General features: G+C 73.5%; 14 protein-coding genes and 1 riboswitch. Of the genes, 9 read left to right on the top strand and 5 right to left on the bottom strand.

Going from position 1 to position 19,207, the window contains the following annotated elements:
• Nucleotides 1-104 precede the first annotated feature (104 nt).
• Both AB0C99_RS25200 and AB0C99_RS25195 read left to right on the top strand, forming a co-directional pair.
• Nucleotides 105-578 (top strand): DUF485 domain-containing protein, encoded by a 474-nt coding sequence (locus AB0C99_RS25200; RefSeq protein WP_362479118.1) that lies wholly within the window; start codon nucleotides 105-107, stop codon nucleotides 576-578.
• The gene (locus AB0C99_RS25195) at nucleotides 575-2,167 is read left to right on the top strand and encodes a cation acetate symporter (RefSeq protein ID WP_362479115.1); all 1,593 of its coding nucleotides are present in this window, start codon (nucleotides 575-577) and stop codon (nucleotides 2,165-2,167) included. Before AB0C99_RS25200 ends, AB0C99_RS25195 begins: the two co-directional genes overlap by 4 nt.
• A gap of 75 nt (nucleotides 2,168-2,242) precedes the next feature.
• Here the strand turns inward: AB0C99_RS25195 and AB0C99_RS25190 are convergent, their stop codons facing one another.
• Together AB0C99_RS25190 and AB0C99_RS25185 are read right to left on the bottom strand one after the other, a co-directional pair.
• Nucleotides 2,243-2,935, bottom strand: coding sequence for a response regulator (locus tag AB0C99_RS25190; RefSeq protein WP_362479112.1), 693 nt, complete (start codon nucleotides 2,933-2,935; stop codon nucleotides 2,243-2,245).
• Entirely contained in the window at nucleotides 2,932-4,608 is a 1,677-nt protein-coding gene (locus AB0C99_RS25185; protein WP_362479110.1) for a sensor histidine kinase, read from the bottom strand. The genes AB0C99_RS25190 and AB0C99_RS25185 overlap by 4 nt, the downstream gene beginning before the upstream one ends.
• 139 nt (nucleotides 4,609-4,747) lie before the next feature.
• On the opposite strand from AB0C99_RS25185, the gene AB0C99_RS25180 reads away from it, so the two are divergent.
• Entirely contained in the window at nucleotides 4,748-5,830 is a 1,083-nt protein-coding gene (locus AB0C99_RS25180; protein WP_362479107.1) for a GTP-binding protein, read from the top strand.
• Here the strand turns inward: AB0C99_RS25180 and AB0C99_RS25175 are convergent.
• A complete protein-coding gene (locus AB0C99_RS25175; RefSeq protein WP_362479104.1) occupies nucleotides 5,827-7,296 on the bottom strand; it encodes an FAD-dependent monooxygenase in 1,470 nt (489 codons plus the stop codon). The genes AB0C99_RS25180 and AB0C99_RS25175 overlap by 4 nt on opposite strands.
• A 98-nt stretch (nucleotides 7,297-7,394) precedes the next feature.
• Between AB0C99_RS25175 and AB0C99_RS25170 the strand changes: the two genes are divergently transcribed.
• Entirely contained in the window at nucleotides 7,395-8,060 is a 666-nt protein-coding gene (locus tag AB0C99_RS25170) for a TetR/AcrR family transcriptional regulator C-terminal domain-containing protein (protein WP_362479101.1), read from the top strand.
• 85 nt (nucleotides 8,061-8,145) lie between these two features.
• On the opposite strand, the gene AB0C99_RS25165 is transcribed toward AB0C99_RS25170, so the two are convergent.
• Nucleotides 8,146-10,605: a DNA topoisomerase IV subunit A gene (locus tag AB0C99_RS25165; RefSeq protein ID WP_362479098.1), complete on the bottom strand. Its 2,460-nt coding sequence runs from the start codon at nucleotides 10,603-10,605 to the stop codon at nucleotides 8,146-8,148.
• A 223-nt stretch (nucleotides 10,606-10,828) separates the two neighbouring features.
• Between AB0C99_RS25165 and AB0C99_RS25160 the strand changes: the two genes are divergently transcribed.
• The 4 genes from AB0C99_RS25160 (at nucleotide 10,829) to AB0C99_RS25145 (ending at nucleotide 15,574) form a co-directional block, all read left to right on the top strand.
• Nucleotides 10,829-12,178: a pitrilysin family protein gene (locus AB0C99_RS25160; RefSeq protein ID WP_362479096.1), complete on the top strand. Its 1,350-nt coding sequence runs from the start codon at nucleotides 10,829-10,831 to the stop codon at nucleotides 12,176-12,178.
• A 26-nt stretch (nucleotides 12,179-12,204) separates the two neighbouring features.
• On the top strand, nucleotides 12,205-13,572 hold the full coding sequence (locus tag AB0C99_RS25155) for a pitrilysin family protein (protein WP_362479203.1): 1,368 nt from the start codon (nucleotides 12,205-12,207) through the stop codon (nucleotides 13,570-13,572).
• Between the two features lie 201 nt (nucleotides 13,573-13,773).
• A riboswitch (cyclic di-AMP (ydaO/yuaA leader) is annotated at nucleotides 13,774-13,940 on the top strand.
• Between the two features lie 12 nt (nucleotides 13,941-13,952).
• Nucleotides 13,953-14,723, top strand: a complete 771-nt coding sequence (locus tag AB0C99_RS25150) for a M23 family metallopeptidase (RefSeq protein ID WP_362479093.1) — start codon at nucleotides 13,953-13,955, stop codon at nucleotides 14,721-14,723.
• A gap of 167 nt (nucleotides 14,724-14,890) precedes the next feature.
• The gene (locus AB0C99_RS25145) at nucleotides 14,891-15,574 is read left to right on the top strand and encodes a GntR family transcriptional regulator (protein WP_362479090.1); all 684 of its coding nucleotides are present in this window, start codon (nucleotides 14,891-14,893) and stop codon (nucleotides 15,572-15,574) included.
• Between the two features lie 189 nt (nucleotides 15,575-15,763).
• Here AB0C99_RS25145 and AB0C99_RS25140 read toward each other — a convergent pair whose 3' ends face one another.
• Nucleotides 15,764-16,045: an HPr family phosphocarrier protein gene (locus tag AB0C99_RS25140; protein ID WP_362479088.1), complete on the bottom strand. Its 282-nt coding sequence runs from the start codon at nucleotides 16,043-16,045 to the stop codon at nucleotides 15,764-15,766.
• Nucleotides 16,046-16,219: 174 nt separating this feature from the next.
• Between AB0C99_RS25140 and AB0C99_RS25135 the strand changes: the two genes are divergently transcribed.
• On the top strand, nucleotides 16,220-19,186 hold the full coding sequence (locus AB0C99_RS25135) for a GNAT family N-acetyltransferase (protein ID WP_362479085.1): 2,967 nt from the start codon (nucleotides 16,220-16,222) through the stop codon (nucleotides 19,184-19,186).
• Nucleotides 19,187-19,207: the final 21 nt, after the last annotated feature.

Raw genomic sequence — 19,207 nt, 5'->3', positions numbered from 1 at the left:
TCACCTAATGGGGTGAAGAGCGCGGGAGAAGAGTCCGAGATCTTCCCGCTCTGTCCATCCTTGGCACGCGGCCGAAACGGTTCGCTGACAAGGAGAGTTCACCGGTGGAGAAGCAGGAGGGGCGCGAGCCCGCCGCGGTGCGGATCGACGACCCCTGGTACGACACACCGGCCGCCGGCCGGGGCGAGCACGACACGGTCGGAGCGCCCGCCACGGGAGCGCTCGGCGGCCTCCCCGGGCAACGGGCGCACAGCGCGGCCGAGATCTATCTGGAGGTCCAGCGCAGCCCCGCCTTCCAGGAGGTGCGACGCCGCTACCGCCGCTTCGTCTTCCCGGCCTCCGCCGCGTTCATCCTCTGGTACCTCGCCTACGTCGTCGCCGCGACCACCGCCCCCGGCCTGATGGCCCGGCCGGTCGTCGGCGCGGTGAACGTGGCGATGCTCGCCGGACTCGGCCAGTTCGCCACCACCTTCCTGCTGACCTGGGCGTACGCCCGGCACGCCCGGCTGCGCCGCGACCGCGCGGCGCTGGAACTGCGCTGGGACACCCAGGAGATGACCCGGGGGGCGCGCCGATGACCGCGCACCACCAGACCCTGTCCCTGGTGCTTTTCAGCCTCTTCATCGCCGTCACCCTCGGGATCACCACCTGGGTCGGCCGGAAACGGCAGGGCTCCGCCGAGGAGTTCTACGCCGGTGGGCGGCTCTTCTCGCCCATGGAGAACGGCTTCGCCATCGCGGGCGACTACATGTCGGCCGCCTCCTTCCTCGGCATCTCCGGACTGATCGCCCTCTTCGGCTACGACGGGATGCTCTACTCCGTCGGCTTCCTCGTGGCCTGGCTGGTCGTCCTCCTCCTCGTCGCCGAACTGGTCCGCAACTGCGGCCGGTTCACCCTCGCCGACGTCGTCGCCTCCCGGATGGCCGAGCGCCCCGTGCGGATCGCCGCCGGAACCTCCTCCGTCACCGTCTCCGTGCTCTACCTCGTGGCCCAGATGGTCGGCGCCGGAAGCCTCGTCGCCCTCCTCCTGGGCGGCACCAGCGAAGCCGCCCGCGCCTGGACCGTGATCGGCGTCGGCGCGCTGATGGTCGTGTACGTGTCGCTCGGCGGCATGCGCGCCACCACCTGGATCCAGATCGTCAAGGCCGTGCTCCTGATGGCCGGAACGATCACCCTGACCGTGCTCGTCCTGCTCCACTTCCACGGCGACTTCGGCCGGCTGCTCACCGCCGCGGCCGACCGCAGCGGCCACGGACGGGCTTTCCTGGCCCCCGGGCTGCGCTACGGCGGCGACTGGACCGCCCGCCTCGACTTCGTCAGCCTCGGGCTCGCCCTGGTGCTCGGCACCGCGGGACTCCCGCACATCCTGTCCCGCTTCTACACCGTCCCCACCGCGCGGGCCGCGCGGCGGTCCGTCGTGTGGTCGATCGGGCTCATCGGCTGCTTCTACCTGATGACGATCGTCCTCGGCTTCGGCGCCGCCGCCCTCGTCGGCCCCGATGCCGTCCGCGCCTCCAACAGCGCCGGCAACACCGCCGTACCCCTGCTCGCCCTCGACCTCGGCGGCGGCGCGGGATCCACCGGCGGCACCGTCCTCTTCGCGGTCGTCGCCGCCGTCGCCTTCGCCACGATCCTCGCCGTCGTCGCGGGCATCACCCTCGCCTCCTCGGCGTCCGTCGCCCACGACCTCTACGCCTCGCTGCGCCGCCGGGGCGCCAGGGAGTACAGCGAGGTGACCGTCGCGCGCTGCGCCGCCGCCGGGATCGGGGTCGCGGCCATCGGCCTCGGGCTGCTCGCCCGCGACCTCAACGTGGCCTTCCTCGTCGGCCTCGCCTTCGCCGTCGCGGCCTCCGCGAACCTGCCGGTGCTGCTGTACTCGCTGTTCTGGCGCCGCTTCACCACCCGGGGCGCGGTCTGGTCGGTGTACGGGGGCCTGATCCCCGCCGTGCTGCTGGTGCTGGTCTCCCCGGTCGTCTCCGGTAGTCCGGAATCCCTCTTCCCCGGTGTCGACTTCCAGCTCTTCCCGCTCCAGAACCCGGGTGTGATCTCCATCCCGCTCGGGTTCCTCGCGGGCTGGTTCGGCACGGTCACCTCGCACGAGCCGCCGGACGAGGCCCGGCACGCCGAGACGGAGGTACGGGCGCTCACCGGGGCGGGGGCGGTGTGAGAGCCCTCGGGGGCGGGCGGGGCCCGTCCCGGCACGCCGCGTGGGCCCGGGGCCCTCAGGCCGGCTCCGCGCGGCTCAGCGGGCCGCCGAGGTCGTCCACTCGTAGCGGTGCTCGGGGCGGCCCGTCTCGCCGTACTTCAGGGAGAGGCGGACGCGGCCCGTCCGCTCCAGCAGCTTGAGATAGCGCTGGGCGGTCTGCCGGCTCACCCCGGCCCGCTCGGCGATCTCCTGCGTCGACAGGGCGCCCTCGGCGGCGAGCAGCACCTGCCGCACCAGCTCCGCCGTCGTGGGCGAGTGGCCCTTGGGGAGTTCGGGGGCGACCGCGCCCGCCGAGAGCGCGGCGAAGAACCGGTCCACCTCGGCCTGCTCCGCCTCCCCGCCGCCCTCCAGGGCCCGCCGCAGCACCGCGTACGCCTCCAGCTTGGCCCGCAGCCCGGCGAAGCTGAACGGCTTGACCAGGTACTGCAGGGCCCCGTGCCGCATCGCCGCCTGGACCGTCGCCACGTCCCGCGCGGCGGTCACCATGATCACGTCGCTCTGCTGGCCGCGCGCCCGCAGCTCCCGGACCACCGCGAGGCCGTTGCCGTCGGGCAGGTAGTGGTCCAGCAGCACCAGGTCCACCGGGGGCTCGGCGTCGGCGAGCCGGGCCAGGGCCTCGGCCGCCGAATGCGCGACCGCGACCACCTGGAAGCCGGGCACCTTGGCCACGTACGCGGCGTTGATCTTCGCCACGCGGGTGTCGTCGTCGACGACCAGGACGCCGATCACCGGGCCTCCCCGCTCGGCTCCCCGGCGGGCGCGGGCAGCGCGGGCACCGCCTCGCCCAGCGCGTCCGGCAGGACGACGGTGAACTCCGCGCCCCCGTCCGCGCCCGTGCCGACCCGGGCGGCGCCGCCCCGGCGCTCCGCGAGCCGGCGCACCAGGGCGAGCCCGAGCCCGCGCTTGCCGTGCGCCGGGAGCTCCTTGGTGGTCCAGCCCTCGGTGAAGATCAGCTCGCGCCGCTCGGCCGGAACGCCGGGACCGCTGTCGGCGACCCGCAGGACCACCGTGCGGCCCTCCGCGCGCAGATCGACCTCCACGCGCGCGTCGGCGGTGCCGGCGACGGCGTCCAGGGCGTTGTCGACCAGGTTGCCGACGACCGTGACCAGCTCGCGCGGATCGACCAGGCGGTCCGGGAGGAGCGAGCCGGCGGCGATGCGGAGCGACACGCCCCGCTCGGCGGCGACGGTCGCCTTGCCGACGAGCAGCGCGGCGAGCAGCGGGTCGCGGACCTTCTCGGTGACCTGCTCGGCGGTGGTGCGGTGCACCCCGACCACCTCGTTGACGAAATCGGCCGCCTCCTCGTACATCTCCAGCTCCAGCAGCCCCAGCAGGGTGTGCATCCGGTTGGCGTGCTCGTGGTCCTGGGCGCGCAGGGCGTCGATGAGGCCGCGCGTCGAGTCGAGCTCGCGGCCCAGCCGCTCCAGCTCGGTGCGGTCGCGCAGGGTGGCGACGGCGCCGCCGTCGTGGGTGGGCATCCGGTTGGCGATCAGCACCCGGCTGCCGCGCACCGTCACGAGGTCCTCGCCCGTCGCGCGCCCAGCGAGCACGTCCGCCGTCCGCCCGGAGCCCAGCACCTCGTCCAGAGGGCGCCCGGTCGCCTCGGGGCCCAGCCCGAGCAGCCGCTGGGCCTCGTCGTTCATCAGCCGGATCCTGCCCGTCCGGTCGAGCGCCACCACACCCTCCCGGATGCCGTGCAGCATCGCCTCGCGCTCGGCCAGCAGCGCCGTGATGTCGGAGAAGGCCAGGTCGTGCGTCTGCCGCTGAAGTCTGCGCGAGATCAGGTACGCGGCCAGCGCCCCGGCCGCCAGGGCGCCGCCCGCGTACTTCAGGATGCCGGGGATCGCCGCGACCAGGCGGTCGCGGACGCTGTCGTACTCGATGCCGACGGACACCGCGCCCACGATCTCCCCCTTGGTGTCCCGCAGCGGCGCCTTGCCACGTGCGGAGCGCCCCAGGGTGCCGCTGTCGATCTCCATGACGTGGTGGCCGGCCAGGACCTCGCTGGGGTCGGTGGAGACGACCCGGCCGATCTGGCCGGGGTCGGTGTGGGACCAGCGGATCCCGTGGGTGTCCATCACCACCACGTACTCGGCGCCCGTGGTCCGCCGGATCCGCTCCGCCTCCGCCTGCACCGGGCCCCGCGCGGTGGGCTTGGTCGCCCGCAGGTCGGCGGCGACGTCCGGGGAGGCCGTGGTCTGCGCGATCGCGAGGGCCCTGCGCATGGCCTGGTCGTCCAGCTGGGCGCTCAGCGGGGCCAGGAAGAGGCCGGTGGCCAGCACGGTGACACCGGCGGCGATGGCCAGCTGCATCAGCAGGACCTGCGAGAACATCCGCCGGGGCCACCCGAACCTGCGGCGGCGGACGGGGGGCCGCGCGGAGGTGGGGGCTGCGGGGCTCATGGCGGAAACGGTACGGGGACGGGGGCGCCGACCGGAAATGCCGCTCCCCGGATCCCGGCGGCGGCCTGCCTATCCTGGGGGCTTCGCGCGCGGGCTCAGCCGACCCGCGCGGGCGCCGAAGTCCCGGAGGACAGCACCCTTGACCAGCCAGCGGATCCCCGTCGTCGTCCTGGCCGGGTTTCTCGGGGCGGGGAAGACCACCCTGCTCAACCATCTGCTGCGCAGCGCGCGCGGGACGCGGATCGGGGTCATGGTCAACGACTTCGGCGACATCGGCATCGACGCCATGACCGTCGCCGGGCAGGTCGGCTCGACCGTCTCGCTGGGCAACGGCTGCCTGTGCTGCGCGGTGGACGCGAGCGAGCTCGACACCTACCTGGAGGTGCTCACCCGGCCCGAGGTCCGCCTCGACGTGATCGTGATCGAGGCCAGCGGCCTCGCGGAGCCGCAGGAACTGGTCCGCATGCTGCTCGCCAGCGAGAACGAGCGGATCGTCTACGGCGGGCTGGTCGAGGTGCTCGACACCGCCGAGTTCGCCGCCACGCGCGCCCGGCACCCGGAGACCGACCGGCATCTCTCCGTCGCCGACCTGGTCGTCGTCAACAAGGCCGACCGGGTCGCGGCCGAGGAGCTGCGGGCCGTGCGCGAGACGGTGACCGCGCTCGCCCCGAGGGCGGCCGTGATCGAGGCGTCGCACGGGCGGATCGACCCCGAGCTGCTCTTCGACCGGGTCGTGCCGGAGGGCGAGATCGAGGGCCAGATGTCCATCGAGGACTTCCTCTACGGCCCCGACAGCCCCGACGGGGCCGAGGACACCGGGCACGCGCACCCGCACGCGGCCTACGACACGGTCTCCCTGAGCACGGCGACCCCACTGCACCCGCGCCGGCTGATGGCCTTCCTGGACGGGCGCCCCGAGGGCCTCTACCGGCTCAAGGGCTTCGTCGACTTCGGCGGCGCCGACCCGGCCAACCGCTACGGCGTCCATGCCGTCGGCCGCTTCCTGCGCTTCCTTCCCGAGCCCTGGCCCGAGGGCGAGGAGCGGCTGACCCAGCTGGTCCTGATCGGCACCGGCGTCGACGCCGCCGCCCTGCGCAAGGAGCTCGCCGGCTGCGAGCAGGACGGGCCGGGCGACCTTCCCGACGAGCGCTCCATGTGGGGCGTCCTGCGGTACGTGCCCGGCAGCGAGGACGAGCCCGAGGCCACGGACGGCACCGTCTAGACCGCCGCTTCGGCCGGGGCCGTGCCGAGGGCGGCGAGATAGCGGCCGAGGCCGCCCGCGTCCGCCCCGGCCCAGCCCACGTACCCGTCGGGGCGGATGAGGAAGAGGCCCGTCCCGTACGCCTCGTAGGCGGGCAGCTCGGCCGTGCGCACCGTGCCGTACGGCAGGGCGGGCAGCGGCATTCCGACGGCGAGCAGGGTCGGGTGCGGGCCCCGGAACACGTCGAAGAGCCGCCCGGCGCCGTACCGGCCGTCGGGGGCGCGGTCGCCCGCGCGCAGGGCGCCCTTGGGGAGCCCGGTCCGGGTCTCCGCGGTGAGCGGGGAGTCCCGGTAGCCCAGGGCGAGCTGCTGGACCTCCGCACCGCGCCGGGTGCCCGCGCCGCCGCCGGAGCCCGCCCGGTGCAGGCGCGTGCTGATGCCGAGGACACCGGCGGCGACGGGCAGCCGCTCGGCCTCGTAGGAGTCCAGCAGCGCCGCCGGGGCGCCGCGCCGCAGCACCCGGCCCAGCTTCCAGCCCAGGTTGTACGCGTCCTGGATGCCCGTGTTGAGGCCCTGCCCGCCCGCCGGGGAGTGCACATGGGCCGCGTCGCCCGCCAGGAACACCCGGCCGTCGCGGAAGCGGTCCGCCATCGCCGCGCGGGCGCGGAAGCCGGAGGCCCACAGCACCTCCAGGACGTCCGCCGCCCGCAGCGGCGTGCGGTCGGCGAGAAGCGCGCGCACCGCCTCGGGGCCGGTGCCCACGGTGTCTTCCTCGTCCTCGAAGGCGGCGGTGAGCTGGAACTGCTCGCCTCCCGGCAGCGGGCACAGGGCCACGGCCCCGCCCGGCGCCTTCGGCCACACATGCCAGTGGTCCCGGTCCGCGAGCGTGCCCGGGGCGAGCCGGAGGTCCGCGACCAGCATCGGCCGAGGGTCCACGGTCTCGCCCGTCATGCCGATGCCGAGTGCCCGCCGCACCGTCGAGCGTCCGCCGTCGGCCGCCACGAGATAGCGGGCCCGCACCCGCCCGCCGGTGGAGAGCTCGGCCTCGACCCCGTCCTCGTCCTGGCGGAAGGCGGTGAGCGCGGTGCCGAACGCCACCTCGCCGCCGAGCTCGCGGAGGCGTCCGTACAGCACCTCCTGGGTGCGGGACTGCGGGACGAGCAGGGTGTTCGCGTACGGCACCCGCTCGGTCGGCTCGGAGCGGGCCATCATGTCCCACTCGCCCTGCCGCTCGGCGCCCTCCCAGGCGCGCATCAGGGGATAGGGCGCGCCCGCGGCCAGGATCCCGGGCAGGGCCCCGAGGTCGTCGAGCACCTCCAGGCTGCGGGGCTGGATCCCCTTGCCGCGCGAACCGGGGAAGAGCCGGTCCGCCTTCTCCAGGAGCAGGGCCCGCACGCCCTGTCTGGCCAGGTCGACGGCGAGCACAAGACCGGTGGGTCCCGCCCCGGCGATGACGACGTCCGTCTCGACGACCTCGGTGGTCTCCATGCGCTGCCTCCACTCCCGGAATCCTTAACGGCGTTAAGTTCCGCTGATCAGAGGATCCCCTTAACGGCGTTAAGGTGTCAAGGGGATACCGTGACCGGGTGGCGACGAAGAAGACGACCCGGCTCGACCCCGCATCGGTCGCGGAGACCGCGCTGAGCCTGCTGAACGAACGGGGCCTCGACGGGCTGACGCTGCGCGCGATCGCCCAGGAGCTGAACGTCCAGGCACCCGCGCTCTACTGGCACTTCAAGAACAAGCAGGCGCTGCTCGACGAGATGGCGACCGTGATGTACCGGCGGATGGTCGAGGACCCCGCTTCACGCCCGGCCGGAGAGCTCACCTGGCAGGAGCGGATCCTCGCGGCCAACCGGGGCCTGCGGGCCGGGCTGCTGCGCTACCGCGACGGCGCCAAGGTCTACAGCGGCGCCCGCTTCACCGGCACCGACTTCGCCGCCGACATGGAGCTCCAGCTGGGCTCGCTCGTCGACGCGGGCTTCTCGCTGCACCAGGCCGTCCGGGCCAGCACCACGGCGTACATGTACACCCTTGGGTTCGTCACCGAGGAGCAGGGCACCGAGCCGGTGCCCGGCGAGCGCCGGGAGGGCTTCGACCTGGAGGCGCGCGCGGAGCGGCTCGCCGGCTACCCGCTCGCGGCGGCGGCCGGACCGGAGCTCTTCGCCGACTACGACAACGGCTTCGAGGAGGGCCTGCGCCTGATCGTCGCCGGGATCGAGGCCGTCTACGCCCCCGCCGGGGCCCCCTGAGGCGCCGCCGCCCGTACACCCGAAAGCCCTCCGCCCCGCGCGGGTGCGCGCGGGGCGGAGGGCTTTCCGGGGGACCGGGTACGGGCTAGCCGATCGGGCCCGCCACGATGTCCACCGGCTGCGCCAGCGGGGTGCCCGAGCCGTCGCGGCGCGGGTCGGGGTCCGGGAGCTGGGACGGGGTGCCGTTCTTCTGCGCCGCGTGGGCCGGGACGGCGCCCGCCCAGGCCAGGATCAGGACGTCCTCGCCCTTCAGGAAGCGCTGGCAGCGCACGCCGCCGGTCGCCCGGCCCTTGCGCGGGTACTGGTCGAACGGGGTCAGCTTCGCCGATGTGCCGGCCGAGGCGTCCAGCGTGCCCGTGGAGCCCGCGACCGTGAACACCACCGCGTCCGCCGCCGGATCGACGGCCGTGAAGGAGATGACCTCGGCGCCCGGGGTCAGCTTGACGCCGGCCATGCCGCCCGCGGGCCGGCCCTGGGGCCGGACCTGTGCGGCCGGGTAGCGCAGCAACTGGGCGTCGGAGGTGATGAAGACCAGGTCCTCCTCGCCGGTCCGCAGCTCCGTCGCGCCGACGATCCGGTCGCCGTCCTTGAGGGCGATGACCTCCAGCTCGTCCTTGTTGGACGGGTAGTCCGGCACCACGCGCTTGACCACGCCCTGCAGCGTGCCGATCGCGAGGCCCGGCGAGGTCTCGGCCAGCGTGGTGAGGCAGATCACCGTCTCGTCCGTCTCCAGGGAGAGGAACTCGGTCAGCGGCGCGCCACCCGACAGGTTCGGCGCGGTGGCCGTGTCGGGGAGCTGTGGGAGGTCGATCACGGCGATTCTCAGCAGCCGGCCGGTCGAGGTCACCGCCCCGACGTCACCACGCTGGGTGGCCGCGACCGAGGAGACGACGGCGTCGTGCTTGACGCGCTTGCCGTCCGGATCGGCGGGCGGCACCTCCGCCGTCGCCGTGCGGGCGAGCAGGCCCGTGGAGGACAGCAGCACCCGGCAGGGGTCGTCCGCGACCTCCAGGGCCACGGCGGCGACGGGGGCGCCCGCCGACTCCAGCAGGACCGTGCGCCGGTCGGTGGCGAACTTCTTGGCGACCGCCGCCAGCTCCGCCGAGACCAGCTTGCGCAGCTCGGAGTCGGAGTCCAGGATCCCGGTCAGCTCGTCGATCTCACCGGTGAGCCGGTCGCGCTCGGTCTCCAGCTCCAGCCGGTCGAACTTGGTGAGCCGGCGCAGCGGGGTGTCCAGGATGTACTGCGTCTGGACCTCGCTCAGGGAGAAGCGCTCCATCAGGCGCTCCTTGGCCTGCGCGGAGTTCTCGCTCTCCCGGATCAGCCGGATGACCTCGTCGATGTCGAGGAGCGCGACGAGCAGCCCCTCCACCAGGTGCAGCCGGTCGCGCTTCTTGCCGCGGCGGAACTCGGAGCGGCGCCGGACCACCTCGAAGCGGTGGTCGAGGTAGACCTCCAGGAGCTCCTTGAGGCCGAGCGTGAGCGGCTGGCCGTCGACCAGGGCCACGTTGTTGATGCCGAAGGACTCCTCCATGGGAGTCAGCTTGTACAGCTGCTCCAGGACCGCCTCCGGTACGAAGCCGTTCTTGATCTCGATGACCAGGCGCAGGCCGTGGTTGCGGTCGGTGAGGTCCTTGACGTCGGCGATGCCCTGGAGCTTCTTGGAGCCGACCAGGTCCTTGATCTTGGAGATCACCTTCTCCGGGCCGACGCTGAAGGGCAGTTCGGTGACGATGATGCCCTTGCGGCGGGCCGTCACGGTCTCCACGCTCGTGGTCGCGCGGATCTTGAACGTGCCGCGGCCCGTGGCGTACGCGTCCTTGACGCCGGAGAGGCCGACGATCCGGCCGCCGGTCGGCAGGTCGGGACCCGGCACGAAGCGCATCAGCGCCTCCAGGTCCGCGTTCGGATGCCGGATCAGGTGGCGGGCCGCCGCGATGACCTCGCCCAGGTTGTGCGGGGGCATGTTGGTCGCCATGCCGACCGCGATGCCGGAGGCGCCGTTGACCAGCAGGTTCGGATAGGCGGCGGGGAGCGCGACCGGCTCCTGCTCCTGGCCGTCGTAGTTCGGCGCGAAGTCGACGGTGTCCTCGTCGATGGACTCCGTCATCAGGAGCGCGGCCGGCGCCATCCGCGACTCCGTGTACCGCATGGCGGCCGGCGGGTCGTCGTTGCCGAGGGAGCCGAAGTTGCCGTGGCCGTCGACCAGCGGGAGGCGCATGGAGAAGGGCTGCGCCATGCGCACCATCGCGTCGTAGATCGACGCGTCGCCGTGCGGGTGCAGCTTGCCCATGACCTCGCCGACGACACGGGCGCACTTGACGAATCCGCGCTCGGGACGCAGACCCATCTCGCTCATCTGGTAGACGATGCGGCGCTGCACGGGCTTCATGCCGTCGCGGGCGTCGGGCAGCGCGCGCGAGTAGATCACCGAGTACGCGTACTCGAGGAAGGAGCCCTGCATCTCGTCGACGACGTCGATGTCGAGGATTCGCTCCTCGAACGCGTCGTCCGGCGGCGGTGTCTTCGTGCTGCGGCGGGCCATCGCGGCTGCGGCTCCTTCACCAACAAGGTTGATCTGACGCGGACCATTGTGGACCGTCCCGCTGACAACCGGCACCGCGACCCGTGCCTGACGGCCCTCGGGGTCACCGTCGCGCCCCTCCGCGACCCGGAAGAGGGACGTCGGCGGGGGACGGGAACTTCGCCAGGTGTCGGCGCGCTTGCATACAGTGGCAGGACTTCACATCGCGATCGAAGGGACGTACATGCCCATGGGTCACACGGCCACGGCCGAGGCCGGCTCCGGCGGCCTGACAGCGACCGAGCACCGGCTGGCCAACGGCCTGCGCGTGGTGCTCTCGGAGGACCACCTGACCCCGGTCGCCGCGGTCTGCCTCTGGTACGACGTCGGCTCGCGTCACGAGGTCGCGGGCCGCACCGGCCTCGCCCACCTCTTCGAGCACCTGATGTTCCAGGGCTCGAAGCAGGTCCACGGCAACGGCCACTTCGAGCTGGTGCAGGGCGCCGGCGGCTCCCTCAACGGCACCACCAGTTTCGAGCGCACCAACTACTTCGAGACCATGCCGGCCCACCAGCTGGAGCTCGCGCTCTGGCTGGAGGCCGACCGCATGGGCTCGCTGCTGGCCGCCCTCGACGACGAGTCGATGGAGAACCAGCGCGACGTCGTCAAGAACGAGCGCCGCCAGCGCTACGACAACGTGCCGTACGGCACCGCCTTCGAGCGCCTCACCGCCCTCGCCTACCCCGAGGGCCACCCGTACCACCACACGCCCATCGGCTCCATGGCCGACCTGGACGCGGCCACCCTGGAGGACGCGCGGAACTTCTTCCGCACGTACTACGCGCCGAACAACGCGGTCCTCTCGGTCGTCGGCGACATCGACCCGGAGCAGACGCTCGCCTGGGTCGAGAAGTACTTCGGCTCGATCCCCGGCCACGACGGCAAGCCCGCGCCGCGCTCCGGCGAGCTCCCCGAGGTCATCGGCGAGCAGCTGCGCGAGGTCCTCGAGGAGGAGGTCCCGGCCCGCGCGCTGATGGCCGCCTACCGGCTGCCGCACGACGGCACCCGCGCGTGCGACGCCGCCGACCTGGCGCTGACGATCCTCGGCGGCGGCGAGTCCTCCCGCCTGCACAACCGGCTGGTCCGCCGCGACCGCACCGCCGTCGCCGCCGGCTTCGGCCTGCTGCGGCTGGCCGGCGCGCCCTCGCTCGGCTGGCTGGACGTGAAGGCGTCCGGCGGCGTCGAGGTGCCCCAGATCGAGTCGGCCGTCGACGACGAGCTGGCCCGCTTCGCCGCCGAGGGCCCGACACCCGAGGAGATGGAGCGCGCGCAGGCCCAGTTGGAGCGCGAGTGGCTGGACCGGCTGGGCACGGTCGCCGGCCGCGCCGACGAACTGTGCCGGTACGCGGTGCTGTTCGGTGACCCCCAGCTCGCCCTGACCGCGGTGCACCGGGTCCTCGACATCAGCGCCGAGGAGGTGCAGGAGGTCGCCAAGGCCACGCTGCGCCCGGACAACCGCGCGGCGCTGGTCTACGAGCCGGTGGGCGCCGACGGCGACAGCGAGAGCGACGAGGAAGAGGGAGCGGACCAGTGACCGACACGGCCGCGTCTTTGACGAACATGACGTTCCACCCCCAGCCCCAGCCGGGCCAGGCCAAGCCCTGGGCCTTCCCGGCCCCGGAGCGCGGCGCCCTGGACAACGGGCTGACGGTGCTGCGGTGCCACCGCCCCGGCCAGCAGGTGGTGGCCGTCGAGATCTCCCTCGACGCCCCCCTGGACGCCGAGCCCGAGGGCCTGGACGGCGTGGCCACGATCATGGCCCGCGCCCTGTCCGAGGGCACCGACCAGCACACCGCCGAGGAGTTCGCCGCCGAGCTGGAGCGCTGCGGCGCCACCCTGGACGCGGCGGCCGACCACCCGGGCGTACGGGTCTCCCTGGAGGTCCCGGTCTCCCGGCTGCCCAAGGCGCTCGGCCTGCTCTCGGAGGCGCTGATCTCCCCGGCGTTCCTGGAGACCGAGATCGAGCGGCTGGTGAACAACCGGCTCGACGAGATCCCGCACGAGTCGGCCAACCCGGCCCGCCGCGCGGCCAAGCAGCTCTCCAAGGAGCTGTTCCCGGCCTCCGCGCGCGTGTCCCGGCCGCGCCAGGGCACCGAGGAGACCGTCGCGGCGATCGACGCCACCGCCGTCCGCGCCTTCTTCGACGCGCATGTGCGGCCCGCCACGGCCACCGCCGTCATCGTCGGCGACCTCACGGACGTGGACGTCGACAAGGTGCTCGCGGAGACGCTGGGCGCCTGGACGGGCGACGCCGGCACCCGGCGCCCCATGCCGGCCGTCACGGCCGACGACACCGGCCGGGTCGTCATCGTGGACCGCCCCGGCGCCGTCCAGACGCAGCTGCTCCTCGGCCGCGTCGGCCCCGACCGCCACGACCGCGTGTGGCCGGCCCAGGTGCTCGGCACGTACTGCCTCGGCGGCACCCTCACCTCGCGCCTGGACCGCGTCCTGCGCGAGGAGAAGGGCTACACGTACGGCGTGCGCGCCTTCGGCCAGGTGCTGCGCTCCGACGACGCGGGGCACGGGGTCTCGCTGCTCGCCATCAGCGGCTCGGTGGACACCCCCAACACGGGCCCGGCACTTGACGACCTGTGGAAGGTGCTGCGCACCCTCGCCGCCGAGGGCCTGACGGACGCCGAGCGCGACGTGGCCGTGCAGAACCTGGTGGGGGTGGCCCCGCTCAAGTACGAGACGGCCGCCTCCGTCGCGGGCACCCTCGCCGACCAGGTCGAGCAGCACCTCGCGGACGACTACCAGGCGCAGTTGTACGCGCGGCTGGCCGAGACCGGCACGGTGGAGGCGACCGCGGCCGTGGTCAACGCCTTCCCGGTGGACCGGCTCGTGACCGTGCTCGTCGGCGACGCGGCGCAGATCGAGGAGCCGGTGCGCGCCCTGGGCATCGGCGAAGTGACGGTCGTGACCGGCTGATTGAGCCGCTGTCACGCGGACGAGGAGACCCCGACGACCTGGTTCGTCGGGGTTCTCCTTTTTGTCCGTATTGTCGTGCGTGTGATCTTCTGCCCTGTGGCATGTCTTACAAAAGAGCGTGTCTGTTTGGCGATTGACCGAAGATCGGCCTAGCGTCGATCCGGCTGTCCGGCCGTTGTACGACGCCGCATTCGCGGCAACGGACAGTCATCGCCGAGTCCCCGTAAGGCGCGAGCCTGGGGAGCCGGGGACCCATCGCAGTCCCTGGGGTGAATCGGACGCCTTCGCTCGGTGAGCGGAGGGGCCCGTAGGAGACCTTCCTGCTCCGAACCCGTCAGCTAACCCGGTAGGCGAGAGGGAAGGAAAGGATCAGCCACTACATGGCGTTCACCCGTGCCACCGGGAAGCATCGTGGTCCGAGCCGCATGGCGCGCCGCTCCGTGGGCATCGCCGGTGTGGCGACCCTCGCGACGACCGGCGTCATCGGCACCCTGGCCTCCCCGGTGTTCGCCGCCGACGCGGAGCCCGCCTCTCCGGAGGACACCGGCCTCACCCAGGTGATCACCGCCGAGTCCATCGCCGAGCGCGTCGACGCCCAGGCCGATGCCCAGGAGAAGGAGGCCGTCGAGGCCGCCGCCCGGGTCAAGGCCGCCGCCGAGGCCAAGCGCAAGGCCGAGGCCCGCGCCAAGGAGGCCCGCGCGGCCGAGGCCCGCGCCGCCCGCGAGGCCGAGCGCAAGCGCCTGAACTCCTTCCAGCTCCCCGTCGCCGGCACGTACGTGAGCACCGGCTACAAGACCGGCGGCTCGCTCTGGTCCTCCGGCAGCCACTCCGGCATCGACTTCCACGCCGCCTATGGCAGCAAGGTCGTCTCCGTCGGCTCCGGCACCGTCGTCGAGGCCGGCTGGGGCGGCGCGTACGGCAACAACATCGTCATCCGGATGAACGACGGCACGTTCACCCAGTACGGCCACCTCGCCTCCATCGGCGTCGCCGTCGGCCAGACGGTCACCCCCGGCGACCAGATCGGCGTCTCCGGGTCCTCCGGCAACTCGACCGGCCCGCACCTCCACTTCGAGGCCCGTACGAGCGCCGAGTACGGATCGGACGTCAACCCGGTCTCCTACCTGCGTGCCCGCGGGGTCCACGTCTGACGTGTGCGTTCTGTGAAGAAGTCCCGGCTCGAACGAGCCGGGGCTTCTTTTTTGTTTCCGTATTATCGGGTGGCATCGGAAATTCCGGCGTCCTGCAATAGAGTCGCAGGGGCGGATCGAAGAGGCTCGAAGCGGATCGAATAGCGGATCACATACGGAGGTCGGACATGCGTGTTCCCGCGCGCTCGGTATGCACGGCGATCCGGGACGACATCGTCTCCGGCGTCTTCGCGCGAGGTGCCCGCCTGACGGAGGAGCAGCTCGCGCGCCGCTACGGGGTCTCCCGCGTCCCGGTCCGCGAGGCGCTGCGCACGCTGGAGTCCGAGGGCTTCGTGGTCACCCGGCGGCACGCGGGCGCGCATGTCGCCGAGCCCACCGACCAGGAGGCGGCGGACCTGCTCGACGTACGGACCCTGCTGGAGCCGCTGGGAGCCGCCAGGGCCGCCCAGCGCCGCTCGGACGCGCACCTCAAGGTGCTGCGCGGGCTGGTCAGGCTGGGGCAGGAGCGGGCCAGGCGCGGCCAGGGGGAGGACCTGCGCGCGCTCGGCTCCTGGTTCCACGAGACGCTCGCCCAGGCGTCCGGCAGCCCGCCGCTCACCGCGCTCCTCACCCAGCTGCGCCACAAGATCGCCTGGATGTACGCGGTCGAGCCGGCCACCCGGCCCGTGGAGGCGTGGGCCGAGCACGGGGCGATCGTCGACGCCGTCGCGCGCGGGGACGCGGAAAGGGCCCGCGCGCTGACCGCGCTGCACGTGGAGCGCGCCCTTCCGCTGCACCGGCCGCGGCGGCCGGAGCGCCCCCGTGTGAGGGTTTCGCAACACGTCGTCAACACGGCGGGGCCGCGGAATTAACGCGGGCGCCGTATACAAGGGGGAGTGGATTTCCGGCGGTCGCTCTAATTCGTGCCGCCGAATAGGGTGACTTGCGTAATGCCTGCGGAATGCCCGTGGGAAAATACTCCAGGGAAGCGGAAAGGACCGTACCGGCCGGAATTCCGGCGAGTACGGCCCTTGGTGATCCGTCGTCGGGGAGGAGACGGATCAGACGGTCTCGGGAAGCTCCTCGAGACCCTCGGCGACCAGCTTCGCGAGGCGGTCGAGCGCGGCCTCGGCGCCTTCGGCGTCCGAAGCGAGCACGATCTCCTCGCCGCCCTGGGCACCCAGGCCGAGCACCGCGAGCATGGACGCGGCGTTGACCGGGTTGCCGTCAGCCTTGGCGATCGTCACGGGGACGCCGGCGGCCGTGGCGGCACGGACGAAGATGGAGGCGGGGCGGGCGTGCAGGCCCTCGGCCCAGCCGACGTTGACGCGGCGCTCAGCCATGGTGGTTGCCCTTCAACTTTCAGCGGTTGTCTAGACCAGTCTCTCACGGGAGGCGAGATGCTCGTGCCGACCTTCGGCCCGATGTCGGCGGCCTTTAGGCCCTCCCTACCTTGCACGGCGGGCACCCACCGCGCGACCGGTGCCGCTGTCGGACCCCGGTCGTAGTCTTGCCCCATGCAGAGCGCGTCGGAACAGTCCGAACAGCCGGAGCACGCGTACCCCGACCACTGGGAAGCCGACGTGGTCCTCCGTGACGGCGGCACCGCGCGCATCCGCCCGATCACCGCCGACGACGCCGAGCGGCTGGTCAGCTTCTACGAGCAGGTCTCGGACGAATCGAAGTACTACCGCTTCTTCGCGCCCTACCCCCGGCTCTCCGCCAAGGACGTGCACCGCTTCACCCACCACGACTTCGTGGACCGCGTGGGACTCGCCGCCACGGTCGGCGGGGACTTCATCGCCACCGTGCGCTACGACCGGATCAACCCCCTGGGGCGCCCCGCCTCCGCCCCCGCCGACGAGGCCGAGGTCGCCTTCCTCGTCCAGGACGCCCACCAGGGGCGGGGCGTCGCCTCCGCGCTCCTCGAACACATCGCGGCGGTCGCGCGGGAGCGGGGCATCCGCCGGTTCGTCGCCGAGGTGCTGCCCGCGAACACCAAGATGATCAAGGTGTTCACGGACGCCGGCTACACCCAGAAGCGCAGCTTCGAGGACGGCTCCGTCCGCCTCCACCTCGACCTGGAGCCCACCGACCGCTCGCTCGCCGTCCAGCGCGCCCGCGAGCAGCGCGCCGAGGCCCGCTCCGTGCAGCGGCTCCTCACCCCCGGCTCCGTCGCCGTCATCGGCGTGGGCCGCACCCCCGGAGGGGTCGGCAGGGCCGTGCTGCGCAACCTCCTGGACGCCGGTTACACCGGCCGGGTCCACGCCGTGAACAGCGCCCTGGGGGACGGGCCGCACGAGTTGGAGGGCGTCCCCGCCTTCCGGGGCGTCGCCGACATCGGCGAGGACGTCGACCTCGCCGTCGTGGCCGTGCCCGCGGAGCGCGTCCCCGAGGTCGTCGCCGCCTGCGGGGAGCACGGCGTGCGGGGCCTGGTCGTGCTCTCGGCCGGCTACGCGGAGAGCGGGCCCGAGGGCCGCGAGCGCCAGCGCGCGCTGGTGCGGCAGGCCCGCTCGTACGGGATGCGGATCATCGGGCCCAACGCCTTCGGGATCATCAATACGGCCGAGTCCGTCCGGCTGAACGCCTCGCTGGCCCCCCAGATGCCGGCCGCCGGGCGCGTCGGGCTGTTCACCCAGTCCGGCGCCATCGGCATCGCCCTGCTCGCCGGACTGCACCGGCGCGGCGCCGGGCTCTCCTCCTTCATCTCCGCCGGGAACCGGGCGGACGTCTCCGGCAACGACCTCCTCCAGCACTGGTACGACGACCCCGCGACCGACGTCGTCCTCCTCTACCTGGAGTCGATCGGAAACCCCCGGAAGTTCACCCGGCTCGCCCGCCGCACCGCCGCCGTCAAGCCGGTCGTCGTCGTCAAGGGCGCCCGGCACAGCGGCAGCGCCCCGCCCGGCCACCGGGTCCCCGTCACCCGCATCCCGCACGCCACGGTCTCCGCCCTGCTGCGGCAGGCCGGCGTCATCCGCGTGGACACCGTCACCGAGCTCGTCGACGCGGGCCTCCTCCTCGCGGACCAGCCCCTCCCGGCCGGCCCCCGCGTCGCCATCCTCGGCAACTCCGAGTCGCTGGGGCTGCTCACCTACGACGCCTGCCTCACCGAGGGCCTGCGCCCGCTGCGCCCCCTCGACCTGACCACCGGGGCCACCCCCGCCGACTTCCGCACCGCGCTCGCCGCCGCCCTCGCGGACGACGCCTGCGACGCCGTGGTCGTCACCGCGATCCCCTGGGTCGGGGAGAACGGGGCGACCGAGTCCGGCGACGGCGAGGTCCTGGCCGCCGCCCTCCGCTCCGCCGTCGAGGACGCGCGGGGCACGGCCAAGCCGGTCGTCGTCGTCCACGTCGAGATGGGCACCCTCGCGGACGCCCTCGCCGCGGCGACCCGCACCCGCCCGGCGGCGGGCGAGCGTACGGGCGGGGCCGGGCGTACCGGCGAGGCCGGCAGGTCCACTCCCTCCCGGCTCGCTCCAGCTCCCGCTCCTTCCGTTCCTGCCCCTGCTACTGCTCCCGCTCCCGCTCCCGCTTCTGCGCCCGCAGCCGGGCATCCCTCCGCGTCCGATCCGGAGACCCCGCCCCCCGGCGTGCCCGTCGTCCGTCCCATCCCCGCCTACCCCGCCGCCGAGCGGGCCGTACGGGCGCTCGCCGAGGCCGTGCGGTACGCGCAGTGGCGGCGGCAGGCGGCGGCCGAGCCCGGGCGGGTGCCCGAGTTCGACGGCATCGACGAGAGCGGGGCGGCCGGCCTCATCGCGCGGGCGCTCGCCACCGACGGCGGCGACCCGCGCGGGGTGACGCTCGACGCCGAGGGGACCAGGGAGCTTCTCGGGCGGTACGGGATCCAGGTCCCGCCCACCTTTGCCGCGCCCACCCCGGACGAGGCCGTCCGCGCAGCCGCCAGGCTCGGTTTCCCCGTCGCCCTCAAGACCACGGCCCCGCACCTGCGCCACCGCCCGGACCTCGGCGGAGTCCGGCTCGACCTGGCCACCGAGGAGCAGCTCCGCACCGCGTACGCCGAGCTCACCGAGGCGCTCGGCAAGCCCGAGGAGCTCCAGCCGGTCGTCCAGGCGATGGCCCCGCGCGGGGTCGACACCGTGGTCCGCGCGGCCATCGACCCGGCCGTCGGCGCCGTTCTCTCCTTCGGCCTCGCCGGAGCCGCCTCCGAGCTCCTCGGCGACATGTCCCACCGGCTGGTTCCCGCCACCGACCGGGACGCCGCCGAGCTCGTCCGCTCCATCCGCACCGCCCCGCTCCTCTTCGGCTGGCGGGGCGCCGCCCCCGTCGACACCCCCGCCCTCGAAGAGCTGCTGCTGCGGGTCTCCCGCCTGGTCGACGACCACCCCGAGGTCGTAGCCCTCTCCCTCGAACCGGTCGTCGTCGCCCCGCGCGGCCTCTCGGTGCTGGGCGCCACCGTCCGCCTCGCGCCGCCCCCGCCCCGGACCGACCTCGGCCCCCGCCACCTCCCGAGCTACCAGTGACCGACGCCGACGCAGCCGACG

The sequence above is a fragment of the Streptomyces sp. NPDC048659 genome (assembly GCF_040650575.1).
GTDB lineage: Bacteria > Actinomycetota > Actinomycetes > Streptomycetales > Streptomycetaceae > Streptomyces.
This window is presented reverse-complemented; position numbering and strand designations above follow the sequence as displayed.

What these genes read in the sequence shown, in the direction of transcription:
- AB0C99_RS25195 (WP_362479115.1), top strand. Translation starts at nt 575, where the DNA reads ATGACCGCGCACCACCAGACCCTGTCCCTGGTGCTTTTCAGCCTCTTC.
- AB0C99_RS25185 (WP_362479110.1), bottom strand. Translation starts at nt 4,608, where the DNA reads ATGAGCCCCGCAGCCCCCACCTCCGCGCGGCCCCCCGTCCGCCGCCGC.
- AB0C99_RS25175 (WP_362479104.1), bottom strand. Translation starts at nt 7,296, where the DNA reads ATGGAGACCACCGAGGTCGTCGAGACGGACGTCGTCATCGCCGGGGCG.
- AB0C99_RS25165 (WP_362479098.1), bottom strand. Translation starts at nt 10,605, where the DNA reads ATGGCCCGCCGCAGCACGAAGACACCGCCGCCGGACGACGCGTTCGAG.
- AB0C99_RS25160 (WP_362479096.1), top strand. Translation starts at nt 10,829, where the DNA reads ATGCCCATGGGTCACACGGCCACGGCCGAGGCCGGCTCCGGCGGCCTG.
- AB0C99_RS25155 (WP_362479203.1), top strand. Translation starts at nt 12,205, where the DNA reads ATGACGTTCCACCCCCAGCCCCAGCCGGGCCAGGCCAAGCCCTGGGCC.
- AB0C99_RS25150 (WP_362479093.1), top strand. Translation starts at nt 13,953, where the DNA reads ATGGCGTTCACCCGTGCCACCGGGAAGCATCGTGGTCCGAGCCGCATG.
- AB0C99_RS25145 (WP_362479090.1), top strand. Translation starts at nt 14,891, where the DNA reads ATGCGTGTTCCCGCGCGCTCGGTATGCACGGCGATCCGGGACGACATC.
- AB0C99_RS25140 (WP_362479088.1), bottom strand. Translation starts at nt 16,045, where the DNA reads ATGGCTGAGCGCCGCGTCAACGTCGGCTGGGCCGAGGGCCTGCACGCC.
- AB0C99_RS25135 (WP_362479085.1), top strand. Translation starts at nt 16,220, where the DNA reads ATGCAGAGCGCGTCGGAACAGTCCGAACAGCCGGAGCACGCGTACCCC.